Here is a 16,689-nt window from a genome sequence, read left to right as displayed (position 1 = left end):
TAAAAGGCTGAACAAGAGGTTTTATTGGCAATTTATTCTGCGGCAAATAACTGCGGGTTTGCGTCGGCACTAACACTTGGGTCAGCTCTTCACTTGAGTCCTTGAAAAGCATAAGCAAGGATTGATGAGTAAGAAAATGATCGGTTTGCCATGATATAATTTTTCTTTTCAACACTGTTCCAGCACTTCTCCGTCAGTTCAAGCAAATTTAACAATGGCTCGAACCGTTAAATTCCACTTAATACAAATAGCATAAGTAAATGGGATCATAGACTGGCCCCAATAGATTCTATTTCCCATCATCCCAAGAATTTAGAAAACCAGCTAAAACATCACCATGACAAGCTTGGGGCTTACAAAAGCAACCTAACCGTTTGCCTGTTAATTTATAAACTTCTGATTTATCCTTATTCGGGAATTTTTCGTAATCAAAGTCGTATTTAAATTTCCTAATGACTTCCTCGCGATCACCATTTTCGAACATAGAATATGGATTCCCCCAATAGGAACCTCGGCCAATATATTCATATGAAGTAGAGCTAACCTTTGACTGGTATTCTTTATCAATTTTTATGTTAACGACCCTAGTTATCATGATCTTAATCGCACGTAGTGGGACATTATTGAGCTTCAGTAAGCTCATTTCTGTAGTAAACTCTTCACCGTCATCAAATATGACTCCGTGAGTAATATCTTGTATTGACCATATTGGTTTGTCTATTAGTTCCACTCTCTGTATGCTCTCTTCGGAAAATTTAACTATAAAACCATTAGGGTCATCAGGAAAAACAATGGACACATCATTTAACTCACTAATAATCCTAGACAACTTCCTATGGAACTTCTCATAACAGTTAAAGAGCTTAGGGTATAAAATTAGTATTTTTTTCATTAGTACAAGTGTTTCACTTTGAGATCGAAATCAGAGTTTTCATTCAGGTAGTCAATAACTAGTCGTCTATGGCATAAATGTGGCTCATGTTCACTACATAATAAACAGCCATTAGCTAATAGAGCAGGCTTTACCAAACGCTCTATATTTCTTTGAGCCATGAGATTTAAAAATTTATCTTCATATTTTTCCCAAGACATATCACCTTTTTTATAAGCATTTAAAATTACTTTGGTTGGTGCTAATTCTGGTACATGAACGTATTCGGTACTACATAGCTCTTTTAAAAAAAACTTTAAGTCATCCCTTTTTGCAAAACCCGCTAACTGTGAAATATTGTTCAATCTAACATCAATTAATGTCGAAACATTTGATGACTTTATAAAGCCAAAAAAACTCTCTGCATTCTTCTTAGTGAAGCCAATTGTGTAAATCTTCATGCCGCATATTCCCTTTGAAGATAGCCATCATAATCAAATACTGTTGCTACTAATTTATAGTGATGATCATCGCCTCCAAATCTGGGACTAAGACTTATACACAGCACGTAATTATCGCCTTTTCTCAATGGTATGGTTACGCTAGCTTGGCCTTCTGCTGGGTATTGATTTGTTAGAACCCTCTTAGTGCTTGGACAGGTAACTGGTATATTTGCATACTCCACGCCCAAGTATTTAAAGCTAGCAGCAATTTTCTTCTTATAGGAACCTTTAAAATCAATGTATTCATTAGACAAAGTTATCAGTAAATCATTTGGTTTTATTAAATAAAGCGATTGGGTAATTAGACCTTGCTTGTCATAATCAGGAGTAACTTTATTTGATGGTGCTTGAGGGTCATTCCAAATACTTGCTACATTCTCAGATAGAGGGGGAATTGAAGAAGCATTCAACGAACCTATTTTTTCCCACTTTTTATTTTCATCTATTACGTAGTTTTCTGGTTGACCATAAATTGGATATGAGCTGATAACTGGAATTTTGACAATATCTAATACCCTCACTAATGACCCATCATCATATGTGTACATTCCCTCTGTAAGCGCACCTTTTCCTGTATTATCATTGGCCACAGGTCTAATCCATTCTCCAACCTCAACATCTGTTGCAGTTTTATACGTAACCCTCCTTCCTGCAATACATCTCCCCCCTGGTTTATATGATTTTGCAAGTACAACGATTAAAAGACTTTCCATGTGATTACTCCATATCCATTTTATATACTCAGCCTTCGCAATTGAGTCGCCCCAACCACCTAAAACGTCAAGCAGCGATTCTATGCTACTTATCCATTTAATTTACGCCTGATTGTATGCTTACTCAACTGACAAGTTGAATAAAGATGATCAGAGTAAAATTTTTCTTAAATTCTCTCCCCCAAATAATCAATAACAAAAAGCCCCGATACCGTTAGGTATCGGGGCTTTCAATTTTCTTTTACAAGAAGTTTGGATTTAAGCTTTTAGGCTTCAGACCAACATAATCATCTAACGCAGGAAAAATCAGCTTAGAGCAAGGCTTTTTGTCACGAAGCGTAGTGTTTTTCTACGTGAGTGGCAAAGTAACGCCGCTATAACTGATTTTAACCAGTTAGATTACATCATGCCGCCCATTCCGCCCATACCACCCATTCCGCCCATATCTGGCGCAGACTCTTGTGGTATTTCAGCGATCATCGCTTCAGTCGTGATCATTAAGCCCGCGATAGACGCTGCGAACTGTAATGCACTACGGGTCACTTTAGTTGGGTCAAGGATACCCATTTCTAACATGTCGCCGTAAGTGTCGTTACCTGCGTTGTAACCGAAGTTACCTTCACCGTTTTTAACAGTGTTAGCCACAACTGATGCTTCTTGACCTGCGTTAGTCGCGATTTGACGTAAAGGCGCTTCCATCGCACGTAGCGCAATAAGCACACCGTGCTTTTGGTCTTCGTTAAGCACGTCAATATCTTTAATCATGCTTGCAACGCGAACAAGGGCTACACCACCACCGGCTACAACACCTTCTTCAACCGCTGCGCGAGTAGCATTTAATGCATCTTCAACGCGGGCTTTTTTCTCTTTCATTTCAACTTCAGTTGCTGCGCCAACTTTAATGACTGCAACACCGCCAGCTAACTTAGCCATACGCTCTTGTAGCTTTTCTTTGTCGTAGTCTGATGTTGACTCTTCAACTTGTTGTTTGATTTGCGAAACGCGAGCTGAAATCTGCACTTGGTCGCCGTTACCATCGATGATGGTGGTGTTATCTTTAGTAATGATAACGCGCTTAGCAGTACCTAAATCTTCTAGTGTCGCTTTTTCAAGTTCTAGGCCGATTTCTTCAGCGATAACAGTACCGCCAGTTAAGATGGCTACATCTTGAAGCATGGCTTTACGACGGTCACCAAAACCAGGAGCTTTAACTGCAGCCACTTTAACGATGCCACGCATGTTGTTGACAACCAATGTTGCTAATGCTTCGCCTTCAACGTCTTCTGCAACGATAAGCAAAGGCTTACCTGTTTTAGCTAGACCTTCAAGGATTGGCAGCAATTCACGGATATTAGACACTTTTTTGTCTACTAATAAAATGAATGGGCTGTCTAATTCAATGCTGCCAGTTTCTGGCTTGTTGATGAAGTATGGTGATAGGTAACCACGATCAAACTGCATACCTTCAACAACGTCTAATTCGTTTTCAAGCGCTTGGCCTTCTTCAACGGTGATAACGCCTTCTTTACCGACTTTTTCCATTGCTGTTGCAATGATTTCGCCGATTGACTCATCAGAGTTAGCAGAGATAGTACCGACTTGGGCAATCGCTTTAGTGTCAGAACATTCTTGAGAAAGTAATTTAAGCTCAGCAACGGCTGCGATAACTGCTTTGTCGATACCACGCTTAAGGTCCATTGGGTTCATACCCGCTGCAACTGCTTTTAAGCCTTCAACAACAATAGCTTGAGCTAATACTGTTGCAGTAGTAGTACCGTCACCGGCTGCATCATTTGATTTAGAAGCAACTTCTTTAACCATTTGTGCGCCCATGTTTTCGAACTTGTCTGTCAGTTCGATTTCTCTCGCAACTGACACACCGTCTTTGGTGATCATTGGCGAACCAAAGCTTTTATCTAAAACAACGTTACGACCCTTAGGGCCTAAAGTCACTTTAACTGCGTTGGCTAGGATGTTAACGCCCGCAAGCATTTTTACGCGTGCGTCGTTACCAAATAAGACTTCTTTTGCTGCCATTTTTGATGTTCCTTTAAATTTGTTGATTAACTGGAAAGTCGAGTTGATGCAAGAGGCTTAGCCTACTACTGCCATCAGGTCAGCTTCTGACAGGATTAAGACTTCTTCTCCGTCAATTTTTTCTTTCTTGACGCCATAACCTTCATTGAAGATCACAACGTCGCCCACTTTAACGTCAAGCGGAGTAACTGAACCGTTTTCTAAGATGCGACCGTTGCCTACAGCAAGGATTTCACCACGAGTTGATTTCTCAGCTGCGCTGCCTGTAAGCACAATACCGCCGGCTGATTTTGATTCAACTTCTAAACGTTTAACGATAACGCGGTCATGTAATGGACGAATATTCATCTATGAACTCTCCTAATGATGTGATGCCCAGAAAACGAGGCTATTGACTAACAAATAAGGGTTTCCCCCTTAATGCATGTGATATGGGGGTGATTGATCACAGATCCAAGGGGACTTAAAAAAAAAACTCTACTTTTTTAAGTCTGATTTATTAATGCTGCACTAATCCTGATAGAATTCTGTTCCTTTGAAATATTAAGATCGAGAATAGATGAAAGACAGACATGGGTTGCTCACAGCCCCAATTGGTCGTGTTCTGCTTAACATGACCTTGCCTAACCTGATTGGCATTATGACCATTCTCGGTGGCAGTCTGGTAGACATCTTTTTTATCAGTAAGTTGGGCACTGAAGCACTGGCGGCGGTGAGTTTTACCTTCCCGGTAACCTTGGTCATTTCGAGTATCGGTATCGGCATTGGTGCTGGCGTGTCGACCAATCTGGGGCGCTTGATTGGTTCTGGGCATGCGCCCGAGTCTAGAGTGTTTTTATATGACACCTTGTGCATGACCTTAGTTATTATTTGGGGGTTATCGATACTCGGTTGTGTCTTGATTGAACCTACTTTTAGTTTACTGGGTGCCAATAGTGCCAGTTTGCCATTAATACATGACTACATGTGGTACTGGTATTTAGGTGCCCCTGCATTAGTGTTAGTGATGGTGGGTAATCAGGGATTACGTGCCACGGGTGATACCCGCTCACCGGCTAAAATTATGATGCTCGCCGCCATTGTAAACTTAGTACTCGACCCGCTACTTATCTTTGGCATTGGCCCTTTTCCTCGATTAGAAATACAAGGCGCAGCCATTGCGACAACGCTTTCCTGGGTGATGGCAATGTCGTTGTCGGGCTACCTGATTATTGTTAAGCGTAAACTGGTCAAGTTTGCTCGCTTTGATGTTGGTCGATTAATTTTGCATTGGAAGGTATTAGCTCATATTGCTCGCCCAGCGGCATTAATGAATGTGATTAACCCTATTACTAACGGCATTATCATGGCGATGTTAGCCCGGATTGATAATACCGGCGTTGCAGCGTTTGGCGCAGGTATTCGCCTTGAGTCGGTGTCGCTAATTGTGGTGATGGCGCTGTCATCGAGTTTAATGCCCTTTATTGCGCAAAATTTAGGTGCTGGCCAGCCTGAACGCGCTAAAAAAGCCTTATTGATGTCGTTGCAATTCGTGTTTGTATTTCAAACATTGCTGTATATTCCACTGTATTTTAATGCCGATTTTATTGCTGGATTGTTTACTCACGACCCGCTTGTTATCGAGTGGCTGAGTTTTTATATCCTAGTGTTACCTGTCGCTTATGGGCCTCTGGGTATTGTGATTATTTTTGCCACTAGCTTAAACGCTTACCATAGGCCGTTGAGTTCACTGGTGATTAACTTGTGCCGGTTAATGTTATTAATGTTACCGCTAGCGGTTTTAGGATCTTATGTTGGTGGGGTAAAAGGTATTTTACTGGCACTGCCCATTACCAATACGCTTATGGGCTTAGCTTGTTATTATTTGGCGACTAAAATTAGCGAACCAGACAACATTAAGCATGCTGTACCTTGTCCTGACAAATCCGAGCCAACTGACACTGGCGCAGCCGACAAACAAGTTGATGCAAAAGACTCAGCAACTCACCTTGGCGAATATTAAACTGTGTTAATGATGCCGACCAAACTTGCTTTTTAATCGCTGTCAGAGGATTAATAGCAGTATATTAATCGAAAATACAATTAAGCTATGATGAAAAAATCCATTTATGCCACCATGCTCTCTGGCATTATTTGCCCTGGCAGTGGTCAACTCTGGTTAGGTAAAAAATTACAGGGCTGGGGGTTTATCAGTGTCAGTGTGGTCTGCATTATGGTGCTTATGGACCAGATGATCAGTCGAGCACAAGTCATTGCAGAGCAAATTTTAGCGGGCAATATCGGCAACGATTTAGCCTCAATTTATGCTGCAGTATCAGAGGTCGCACTCGACACCGGCAGCTCAAGCATGTCGGCGTTAACCTGGGTATTTTTGGCCAATTGGGGCTTGAGTATCATTAGTGCATTTTGGTTTGGTGCTCAGCAGGATAAACAACTTCAGCTACAAACAGACACAAAAACAGCCGAATAATACATCTCTCGGCTGTTTCGCTGTTTCTTTCATTAGGGCGTAAACGCCACACCCAATCGAACACGCTCTAAAAATTGAACCCCAAAGCGACTATTTTAACAATAATGATCTAAACCTAATGACCTCAACGTAAGACTCAATGGACATTGAATTGCTGGGTAACACTACGTCGGTTTGTTGTCATCTTTAGGGTTAACGGGCTCAACATCAATAATGTCGTCACGCTTGTCGTCATGGTTATCTTTATGACTGTTTTGATGCTTGTCTTCATTAAGGTTGTCATCAACAGCGTCATGCTCAATTTGATGGCTACGAGGTTGCTCATTTCTATGTTCAAAATCACCGTCGAAGGTGTTGCCGGGTTGATCAGATGGTTTTTGCCCCGAAAATGGACCTGATGGCCCAAAAGGACTTTGTCCACCGCCAAAACCTGGTTTAAAACCACCATTAGCCACTACGCGTAATTGCATGCGCTTGTAAAAAAATGCCGCAATGGGTGCACGGGTTAACGGTGTTAATAAAATTAAACCGATAAAATCGGTCACAAAACCGGGGATCAGTAATAATACCCCTGCGGCAGCTAGCATCATGCCTTCGACAATTTCCTGCCCAGGCGCTTCGCCTCGAGCTAACTTTTGTTGCACTGACATTAGGGTGCTTAAACCTTGGCTACGCACCAACGACACCCCGACTACGGCAGTAAAGAGCACTAAACCAACCGTGGGCCACGAGCCAATCGAACTGGCAACTTCAATGATCACATTGAGCTCTATAACCGGTATTAAAACAAATATTAACAATAAAATAAAAAACATATTGGCCTCTAATGATCGCTTTTTGATAGAGTGGCGACCGATAAAATAACTGTTGCCGATGAAACTTAAATGGGGGTGAGCAGGTCTGATTTCAAGACAGGTCACGAATATCACCTCAGTTTAATGAAAATGCGTTTAAAAAAGCGTACTGTGATGACTTTTAGCATGATAACAGCATTAACTTAAGTAAACTTTAAGACAACTTATGTATAAACCCGAACAGCTACTTATTTTAACCACTTGTCCCGATGTTGAAATCGCTTCACGTATTGCGACTGCATTAGTAGCGGCCCAATTAGCGGCTTGTGTACAAATAGGCCAAGCCGTTGAGTCAATATATCACTGGGACAATAACATTTGTCAGTCAAATGAAGTGCCGATGCAGATAAAATGCATGGCAACTGATTATCATGCAATTGAACAACTCGTGATCCAAATGCATCCTTATGAAGTACCAGAATTCATTGCCACTCCGATTATCGTTGGTTTTGGCCCTTATTTACAATGGATAAAAGACAACTCACCATCATGAAAAAAATCGTCGCAATATGCCTCACATCATTGTTAATGATGTCATCAATCATACTCGCGCCAGCAGCACACAGTGCTGATGTCTTGAGTAGTAAATTCAGTTTTTTAAGCAGTGAACCAGAATTAATGAAGGTGAACGATGCTTTTGTGTTTGATTACCAACAACAAGGTAATCAACTCAAAATCAATTTTGTGATCGCCGAAGGCTATTATTTATACCGCGACAAGCTACAGTTTTCCGTCGACGGTGCGGTGATTGGTGATATTGCATTACCCCATGGCAAAAACCATCATGACGAATACTTTGGCGACCAAGAGGTGTTTTACTCGTTTGTTGAAATCCCGATTGCTTTTAAAGAAGCGCAAGCCGATGCGGTATTTCATGTCACCTTTATGGGTTGTGCTGAAGGGACCTTGTGTTATCCACCCACCAAACACGATGTTACCTTATCCGCTATTGAGGCTAATGATGGCAAGTTAACCAGCAAAAAAGTGATTGGCGCACCTGATGAAGCACAATCATCAACGGCGACCGATGCCCCAGCCGCACCGATTACCCAACAAGACACCTTAAACCAAAGACTACAAAACGACAGTCTATTATGGACCTTAGTGATTTTCTTTGGTTTGGGAATAGGCTTAGCATTAACGCCTTGTGTATTCCCAATGTACCCTATTTTGTCTGGCATTATTGTTGGTCAAGGCAAGAAGCTGTCTACAGCCAAAGCCTTCACCCTATCAATGGCCTATGTGCAAGGGATGGCGATTACCTATTCCTTACTCGGGTTAGTGGTGGCCTCTGCCGGACTTAAGTTTCAAGCGGCCTTACAACACCCGGCCATTTTGATTTTCTTAGCGGTGATGTTTGTATTGCTGAGCTTGTCGATGTTTGGCATGTACGATTTAAAACTGCCATCAAAATGGCAACAAAAAATGAACTCGATGTCGAACAACCAAAAAGGTGGCAACCTCATTGGTGTGTTTATGATGGGAGTGATTTCTGGTTTAGTCGCTTCGCCTTGTACCACAGCGCCATTATCTGGGGTGCTCATTTACGTGGCGCAGTCTGGCGACTTACTGCAAGGCTTTTTAGCCCTGTATGTATTGAGCATGGGGATGGGAGTACCGTTATTAATTATTGGCACTTCGGGTGGTAAAATCTTACCGCGCGCAGGGGCTTGGATGGACATCATTAAAACCGTCTTTGGCTTCTTACTGATTTCAGTATCGATTGTGATGATTGGCCGTATTTGGCCTGGTTTAGTGTCCGATTTACTTTGGTCAGTATGGGCAATAAGCTTAATCGCTTACTTAATGCATCAAAACAGGTTGTCAGCATTTAACTGGAAACAAAGCACTCGTGGGGTGTTGTTATTGCTGGCTTTGATGGCAAGTTTCTCCTATGGCTTCCAAGCATTAATGACCAGCTTTGGTCATCAATCCTCAAATATGACCCAAACCGGTATAGATGGCAAAGCCAACACCGAAGCCAATCACTTTATCCATATTAAGTCGCTGGAAGACTTAGAACTTGAATTGGATAAAGCCAGTATTAGCGGTAAAACAGTGATGTTAGATTTATATGCCGACTGGTGTGTGGCCTGTAAAGAATTTGAAGCCATTACCTTTAAAAATGCCGAGGTTGCAGCGCGCATGAGTCAAATGGTGTTATTGCAAGCCGACGTGACCGCCAGCGATGATATTGATATTACTCTTTTAGAACATTATGGCGTATTAGGTTTACCCACCTTGTTAATGTTTAATAGCGATGGCGAACAACGTAAAGACTTACGCGTTACCGGCTTTATGGGCCCGAAAGACTTTGCCGCTCACTTAGATTTACTGTTAGCAAAGTAAATTAACCGACTCATTTAGCGCATAAGTTAATGCGCTAAATTAAGTACGTTAATGAAATTCACTCAATCAGTGATCTTATAGCGTAAAACGAGTTCGTAAAATCATTCCGTAAAAAACAATGTAAAACAGTATCTTTAGTCACTAAAGATGCTGTTTTTGCATTTAAGCAACGAAAGTCATCGAAAGTTAACCTTTTTCTTATACAATACGTTTTTATTGTTTATTTAAGGCGCTTTATGGAACCCGCAATCCTGATCATAACCCTATTGTGCGGCATGCTTGTCAGCCGAGTAGGTTTACCACCACTCATTGGTTATCTTGCTGCTGGTTTTGTATTGTTCACCTTAGGCATTAAAGACACTAGCTTACCTATTTTGCAGCAATTGGCTGACTTAGGTGTCACCTTACTGCTATTTTCCATTGGCCTTAAACTTGATCTTAAGAGCCTTTTTAAAGCCGAAGTATGGGCAGGCTCAAGCTTACATTTAATTGGTTCGCTCTTATTTTTTGTGCCCATGCTCAAGTTATTGGGCTTTTTAGGCATCGAGCAGCTGGACGGATTTAGCTTTAATCAACTGATGTTGATTTCGTTTGCATTAAGTTTTTCCAGTACCGTGTTTGCCGTAAAAGTGCTTGAAGATAGCGGTGATATGCAGTCGCTTTATGGCCGCGTGGCGATTGGTATCTTGATTATGGAAGACATCTTCGCCGTGATATTTTTAACCATTTCTAAAGGTGATATTCCGTCTGTTTGGGCTTTTGCTTTACTCTTGTTGCCGTTAGCAAGGCCGCTTATTTATAAAGTGTTTGATCGCGTCGGCCACGGTGAAATGCTGGTATTGTTTGGCCTGGTGATGGCATTAGTGGTGGGTGCATGGTTATTTGAAGCCGTGGGGCTAAAACCTGATTTAGGCGCGCTTATTGTGGGTATTTTATTAGCAGGGCATGCTAAATCATCGGAATTAGCCAAATCGATTTATTACTTTAAAGAAATATTTTTAATCGCCTTTTTCTTAACCATTGGCTTAAACGGATTACCAACATTAGCTGATATCGGCTTAGCCAGTATTTTAGTGCTGTTGATCCCGGTTAAGATTTTGATGTTTATCTACTTGCTCACCCGCTTTAAACTGCGCTCGCGCACCTCATTATTAGCCTCATTTAACTTAGGTAACTACAGTGAATTTGGGTTAATTGTCGCCGCTGTTGCGGCGCATAAAGGCTGGTTACCGCCAGAATGGCTGATCATTATCGCGGTCGCGTTAAGCATCAGTTTCTTATTTGCAGCGCCCTTGAATAGCAGCGTCGCAAAAATTTACTTGCGCTATCAAGCCAAGCTGATGAAGCTAGAACGTCACCCATTACACCCTGAAGATCGTCAAATCCGCATCGGTAATCCGCGCTTCTTAATCTTAGGTATGGGACGAATTGGTTGCGGTGCTTATGATGAACTGCATTCAAAATATACCGGCGAAATTTTAGGGATTGAGCATAAACAAGAATTGGTTGATTTTCATCGTAGCCAAAACCGTAATGTCGTCCAAGGTGACGCTGGCGATACTGATTTTTGGGAGAAGCTCGAGCGGGCGCCAGATTTAGAATTAGTCTTGTTGGCGATGCCTAATCACGTAGGTAATTTATTTGCGGTACAACAACTGCAAAAATTAAACTACCAAGGAAAAATCAGTGCCATTGTACAGTACGCTGAAGATGCTGAATCGTTGAAAGATTCAGGTGTGCACACTGTATATAACTTGTATGAAGCGGCGGGTGCCGGTTTTGTTGATCATGTGATCAAAGAGTTACTCGACTCTCCGCCAGAAATCACCCCAGACTCATTGACGAAGAATAGTCTTCAGCCAACACGGGCAGTGACCGATGAAGTCTCTTCCGAGTCGTGATAATAAAACGAACAGTCGCCTCAGCTCGGGATAATAAACCGGTTTTTATCGAATTATCCCATTTCTTATACCGAGTTGAGGTTAACTTACCGACGCCTAGATAACTTTCTAGGCGTTTTTGTTTATTGCCGCGTATTGCTGCGGATTAAAAATCTCCGTTACATACACAGTAAAGTCATGCTATAACTCATTAATAAGACTTTTTTTGTCACCCTTTTGTTGGATTTTTTGAAGTATGTCAAACCCTGCTCAACGCGCGACTAAATTATTTGTTCAAACATTTGGTACCAAGCCTGACGACTTATACCAAGCCCCTGGGCGAGTGAATATTATGGGCGAGCATACCGACTATAACGAAGGACTCGTACTACCTGCAGCAATTAACTTTCACACTGTGATTGCAGTAAAACATCGCGATGATAATTTATTTCGCGCCGTGACCACAGCTTTTCCAGGACAAATCAAACAATGGCACTTTGGTGAAGAAGGTGCAGTTGCGGCAGGTGATGATTGGTGTCATTACCTCAAAGGCGTGACAGCAGCCATGAACCAATCGGGTTTACGCGCAAATGGCTTAGACTTAGCCATAGTGGGTGACGTGCCACTCGGAGCAGGTTTATCGTCGTCGGCAGCACTTGAAATCGCTTTCGGTACGGCCATCAGTTATGCCAGCCAATTACACTTGTCACCTTTAGCTATTGCCCAATTGGCTCAGCGCGGCCAAAGCCAATTTATGCAGTTAAATTGCGGCATGATGGACCAAATTATCAGCGCGATGGCACAACCCGATCACGCCTTATTAATTGATTGTTTAGAATTAGAAAGCGAAGCGGTTTTATTGCCAGAAGAGTTAAGCTTGATCGTGATTGATTTAAAACAAGACCGCCATGGGTTTACCCAGCAATTTGAACAACGCAAACAAGAATGCAACCAGATCACCGCGTTGCTTGGCCTCGACTCACTGCGAGATTTATCACTAAGCCAACTGACCCAAAATAAAGATGTGCTAAGTAATGAGCAGTTTCGACGAGCGCGCCATATCATCACTGAAAACCAACGCACCAGTAATGCCGCCAGAGCCTTGCAACAGAATAACATCCCTCGTTTTAGTCAGTTAATGGCTCAGTCTCAAGCATCAATGCGTGATGATTTTGATATTATCACTGTCGAGATAGACACCTTAGTCACTATGATTGCAACACTTATCGGTGAGCAAGGCGGTGTGCGTATGAGCGATGGTTGTGTATTAGCCTTGGTCAATCACGACCTCACCGATAAGGTGATTAATATGGTTGAAAACCAATACTTTAAGCAAACCGGCATCGAAGCAACTATACACTTATGTTCCGCCAGTGGCGGTGCAGGACGCATCGGTTAATCGGTAATGTATCTAGATCAGAGAGGCATAAATGGTACGTTTTAGTGTGCTGGAACCTTGGCAAGATCCCCGTGGTGGTGAGATTGAACGAGTTATAATTGATAATGGCATCATCGCACTTGAAGTCTTAAGTTTAGGTGGCATTATTCGATCATTATGGACCCCAGATCGCAGTGGTGAGCGTAAGAATATTGTCCTAGGTTGCGACAGTGTCGAAGACTATTTAGTCCAACAAGCCCATTTAGGCGCCATTGCAGGACGTTATAGCAATCGTATTGCCAATGGCAAAACGCAATATAATGGTAACGAGTATCATCTTAGCGTTAACCAAGCGAGTAATTGTTTACATGGCGGCATTGAGGGCTTCAATCGCAAGTTGTGGCAGCTTGGGGCATTAAGTGATGGCATGCGCTTAACCTTAAAAAGCCCAGACGGCGACATGGGATTTCCGGGCAATTGTACTGTGCAAATCGATTACCGTTTGGTGGCTAACAACTTGTACGTTGAAATGCTCGCCAGCACCGATAAAGCCTGTCCAATCAGTTTAACCCAACACAGCTACTTTAATTTAGACGGCAATCGCAGCGACACCAACCAACAACATACCTTGCAAGTGGATGCGAAAACCTACCTCACCATGAACGATGTTGGCATACCAACGTCAATGCAAGCGACTGCGGGCAGCGACTTAGACATGGCTGTACCTACGCCAATGTCGGTACAAACGGAGCGCGCTGCATTAGCCGCTACCAAGGGGTTTGATCATTGCTATGTGTTAGATAACCCAGGGGCAGACTTGCAACGTTTTGGCTGTTTAGCCAGTCCCAATAGCGGTCGTAGCATGACGGTTTATACCAATCAACCTGGGGTACAAGTGTATGGCGCTAACTTTTTACAAGGCACTATTGGCAAAAAACAGCGAATATTGAACGACCATCAAGCTGTGTGTATTGAACCGCAAATGCTACCTGATTCACCTAATCAACCCGACTTACCTGGCGATGTGTGGATAACACCTGGCCAAGTGTATCACCACATAACTCGATACCAGTTCGATGCCGAGTAATCCGCCGGGAAAGACGACATTTAACGCCGAAGATATTGGCCAAATTGCCGTGGGCGCTTTTGCCTTGTCGGTGCCGATAGCATTTTCTGAAGAAGCATGGCGCTTATCGGCAAGCTTACCGACATTAAATTTGGTTCTGGTGGTGGTGTTATCGCTAGCATTTATTACTCTGTTTGCTTACCAAAGTGTATTTCAGGCAAATATTGTTAAGCGCAGAGGAGCCTTTTTTTTGCGGGTGATAGCGGCGTATATATTGACGTTATTAGTGGTGGGTATTGTGCTATTGGCATTAAATAAATTGCCCTTATGGGACGATCCCATTTTAGCATTAAAACGGATTATTTTGATTGCGATGCCCGCATCCATGGGGGCGATAATTGTCGACAGTTTCGACAAAGAATAAACGGCATAAAGAATAGATTATTCTTTATGCCGTTAGTCATCTATAACAAATAAAAAATAGGATGATAAGATTAACCACAGAAACATCTTGAGTCGGAGACTTAAAGTTATCTGCTTGTTTAATCGTCTACGCTATCCCCCATTTCATCAAAGCTATCGTCATCATCATCGTCATCTAATTCTGGGATGTCATCATCTGTGTCAACAATTTCATCTGGCTCTGGTACAGGTTTAGCCTTACGAGAAGGCGCAGTATCAGGTACTTTTGACAAATCGATACGTGATTGATGTTTTAACATAAACTCAGCACGCTCCGCTTTCCAAGCTTCATTTAACTCAGCGATAGCGACTTTTGTTTGTTCATCATCCAAGTCATATAAATTAACTTTAACGATGTCTTCTACATACTCAACAATTGTGTTTCGAATTGTATTGTATAAGTAGATGCGTCCTGGAGACGCTTCTGGCAATTGGTTATCATGAACGACGATAGTGTTACCTTTCGATGTTCTTAATTCACCAAACCAAACTTGTTTTTTTGCCGTGTTATACATATATGCTAACGCCCTTAATCAACACATATTCTAAAAATGATGCAGGATTATTGAAGATAACATCTTCATACTGCGCCACGATTATCTGTTCTGTATTTGTGTGGGTATTTAACCAGAATATTTCTGATAATCAATGCCTAAAACGATGAATTTTCGCGTAATCGCATAAAAATGTCGGTTGTAGTCAGTTTTTTACACTTTACTGTCATTTTTCTCACCAAATAAACGTCCCAAAAAAGTGATTAACCACTTTCAGGCCAATCACTATGTCATCACGACTTTAGCTTAAAAAAACCAAGCTTCAAGTTTTTTATCAAAATATATCGCTGATTAAGACCCAATCGCTACTCTGTGCATGACTTAACCAGCTTGCGCTTGCAGAGCTAACACTATTTTGCCTTTATGTTGCCCAGACTCCATTCGCTGGTGCGCCTCAACCACCTGTGAAAAAGCAAATACGCTGTCGACAGGGATACTCATTTCACCGTTATTCAATAATGGCCATACATATTGAGCCAAGCCTTGTGCAATTTGGGCTTTATTAGCCACACTTTGTGGTCGAAGGGTTGAACCTGTCCACACTACCCGCTTCGCCATAATGCGGAAAATATCCACGTTGGCCTGTGCACCACGCTCCATTGATACCGATACCATGCGCCCGTCTACTGCGATGGCTTTTAAGTTCTCATTAATAAAGTCGCCACCGGCAATGTCCATAATCACATTAACCCCTTGGCCACCCGTCGCCTCTAAGATGGGTTCAACAAAATGCTGCTGGTTATAATTAATCGCCACACTGGCGCCTTGCTCAAGACAATATTGGCATTTTTCTGCACTGCCCGAGGTAGCAAAAACGGTCGCGCCTAGACAACTCGCCATTTGAATCGCAGTAGTACCAATTCCGCCAGAACCACCATGAATAAGCACGGTTTCACCTGCTTTAAGCCCGCCGCGAATAAATAAGTTACCCCAAACAGTAAAAAAGGTTTCTGGCAGAGCAGCAGCTTGTACGTAACTGTAACCGGTGGGAATAGGTAAGCAATGAGCTGCGTAAGTATTGACTAACTCGCCATAGCCGCCACCGGGCACTAATGCACACACTTTATCGCCTACTCGCCACTGAGTGACATCGTCGGCTACAGCAACAATTTCACCCGCCACTTCTAAACCAAGAATAGGGCTGGCATCTGCTGGAGGTGGGTAAGCACCAGCGCGCTGTTTGATATCTGGGCCATTAACGCCAGCAGCATACACTTTAATCGTCACTTGGCCCGCGGTTGGCATCGCAAGCGTTGACTGAGTCATGGTCATCACACTGGGTTCGCCGGTTTGTTCAACAACCACATGGGTAAATTGTCTATTTAATGTCGCCATAAAAATATTATCTCGGTTGGTTGTTGTCAAAAAGTAACCAGAATTAATAACCTGTTATAGGGCTCTGGGATCTGTTCACAAAACAGACATGTTTATTAAGGAACAACTAAACTAGTATCTTTTTTAATCAAAAAAGGTTGTCTATACTCAAGTGAATTCAAACTGCAGGTTTTAATTTCTGAAAGTTATCATTAATTGTATCACCGAGCGTGTCAGC

16 protein-coding genes are annotated in these 16,689 nt (G+C 42.3%); 8 read left to right on the top strand and 8 right to left on the bottom strand.

The features are described from left to right. Positions 1-289: 289 nt before the first annotated feature. The 5 genes from AAEZ02_RS20255 to AAEZ02_RS20235 form a co-directional block, all read right to left on the bottom strand. Positions 290-892 carry a DUF4326 domain-containing protein gene (locus AAEZ02_RS20255; protein ID WP_502959600.1) on the bottom strand — a complete coding sequence of 201 codons (603 nt, stop codon included), beginning with the start codon at positions 890-892 and terminating at the stop codon, positions 290-292. Further along, positions 892-1,332, bottom strand: a complete 441-nt coding sequence (locus tag AAEZ02_RS20250; protein ID WP_351124762.1) for a DUF488 domain-containing protein — start codon at positions 1,330-1,332, stop codon at positions 892-894. Before AAEZ02_RS20250 ends, AAEZ02_RS20255 begins: the two co-directional genes overlap by 1 nt. Continuing rightward, complete coding sequence (locus tag AAEZ02_RS20245) at positions 1,329-2,087, bottom strand: dual OB domain-containing protein (RefSeq protein ID WP_351124760.1); 759 nt, start codon at positions 2,085-2,087, stop codon at positions 1,329-1,331. Before AAEZ02_RS20245 ends, AAEZ02_RS20250 begins: the two co-directional genes overlap by 4 nt. A 399-nt stretch (positions 2,088-2,486) precedes the next feature. Then, a complete protein-coding gene (gene groL / locus AAEZ02_RS20240) occupies positions 2,487-4,124 on the bottom strand; it encodes a chaperonin GroEL (protein WP_351124757.1) in 1,638 nt (545 codons plus the stop codon). A 57-nt stretch (positions 4,125-4,181) separates the two neighbouring features. Then, positions 4,182-4,472 carry a co-chaperone GroES gene (locus tag AAEZ02_RS20235; protein ID WP_101033888.1) on the bottom strand — a complete coding sequence of 97 codons (291 nt, stop codon included), beginning with the start codon at positions 4,470-4,472 and terminating at the stop codon, positions 4,182-4,184. Between the two features lie 211 nt (positions 4,473-4,683). Here AAEZ02_RS20235 and AAEZ02_RS20230 point away from each other — a divergent pair, with 211 nt between their 5' ends. Both AAEZ02_RS20230 and AAEZ02_RS20225 read left to right on the top strand, forming a co-directional pair. Then, positions 4,684-6,126 (top strand): MATE family efflux transporter, encoded by a 1,443-nt coding sequence (locus AAEZ02_RS20230; protein WP_351124754.1) that lies wholly within the window; start codon positions 4,684-4,686, stop codon positions 6,124-6,126. A 90-nt stretch (positions 6,127-6,216) separates the two neighbouring features. After that, entirely contained in the window at positions 6,217-6,594 is a 378-nt protein-coding gene (locus AAEZ02_RS20225; RefSeq protein WP_351124751.1) for a hypothetical protein, read from the top strand. A gap of 164 nt (positions 6,595-6,758) precedes the next feature. On the opposite strand, the gene AAEZ02_RS20220 is transcribed toward AAEZ02_RS20225, so the two are convergent. Beyond that, complete coding sequence (locus AAEZ02_RS20220) at positions 6,759-7,409, bottom strand: FxsA family protein (protein WP_351124748.1); 651 nt, start codon at positions 7,407-7,409, stop codon at positions 6,759-6,761. A gap of 205 nt (positions 7,410-7,614) precedes the next feature. Between AAEZ02_RS20220 and cutA the strand changes: the two genes are divergently transcribed. From cutA to AAEZ02_RS20190, 6 genes are all read left to right on the top strand, one after another. Further along, complete coding sequence (cutA, locus tag AAEZ02_RS20215) at positions 7,615-7,941, top strand: divalent-cation tolerance protein CutA (protein ID WP_101033885.1); 327 nt, start codon at positions 7,615-7,617, stop codon at positions 7,939-7,941. After that, complete coding sequence (locus AAEZ02_RS20210) at positions 7,938-9,797, top strand: protein-disulfide reductase DsbD (protein WP_124012637.1); 1,860 nt, start codon at positions 7,938-7,940, stop codon at positions 9,795-9,797. The genes cutA and AAEZ02_RS20210 overlap by 4 nt, the downstream gene beginning before the upstream one ends. A gap of 236 nt (positions 9,798-10,033) precedes the next feature. Then, complete coding sequence (locus tag AAEZ02_RS20205) at positions 10,034-11,698, top strand: cation:proton antiporter domain-containing protein (protein ID WP_124012638.1); 1,665 nt, start codon at positions 10,034-10,036, stop codon at positions 11,696-11,698. 235 nt (positions 11,699-11,933) lie between these two features. Further along, the gene (gene galK, locus AAEZ02_RS20200; RefSeq protein ID WP_351124745.1) at positions 11,934-13,076 is read left to right on the top strand and encodes a galactokinase; all 1,143 of its coding nucleotides are present in this window, start codon (positions 11,934-11,936) and stop codon (positions 13,074-13,076) included. Positions 13,077-13,107: 31 nt separating this feature from the next. After that, positions 13,108-14,142, top strand: a complete 1,035-nt coding sequence (locus AAEZ02_RS20195; RefSeq protein WP_124012640.1) for an aldose epimerase family protein — start codon at positions 13,108-13,110, stop codon at positions 14,140-14,142. Further along, entirely contained in the window at positions 14,132-14,545 is a 414-nt protein-coding gene (locus AAEZ02_RS20190; RefSeq protein ID WP_101033880.1) for a DUF2391 family protein, read from the top strand. Before AAEZ02_RS20195 ends, AAEZ02_RS20190 begins: the two co-directional genes overlap by 11 nt. A 118-nt stretch (positions 14,546-14,663) precedes the next feature. Here AAEZ02_RS20190 and AAEZ02_RS20185 read toward each other — a convergent pair whose 3' ends face one another. Next, positions 14,664-15,098, bottom strand: coding sequence for a hypothetical protein (locus AAEZ02_RS20185; protein ID WP_124012641.1), 435 nt, complete (start codon positions 15,096-15,098; stop codon positions 14,664-14,666). Between the two features lie 360 nt (positions 15,099-15,458). Beyond that, positions 15,459-16,472 carry an NAD(P)H-quinone oxidoreductase gene (locus AAEZ02_RS20180; protein WP_124012642.1) on the bottom strand — a complete coding sequence of 338 codons (1,014 nt, stop codon included), beginning with the start codon at positions 16,470-16,472 and terminating at the stop codon, positions 15,459-15,461. Between the last annotated feature and the right edge of the window lie 217 nt (positions 16,473-16,689).

It is taken from the genome of Shewanella sp. T24-MNA-CIBAN-0130 (genome assembly GCF_040310185.1).
GTDB lineage: Bacteria > Pseudomonadota > Gammaproteobacteria > Enterobacterales > Shewanellaceae > Shewanella > Shewanella psychromarinicola.
This window is presented reverse-complemented; position numbering and strand designations above follow the sequence as displayed.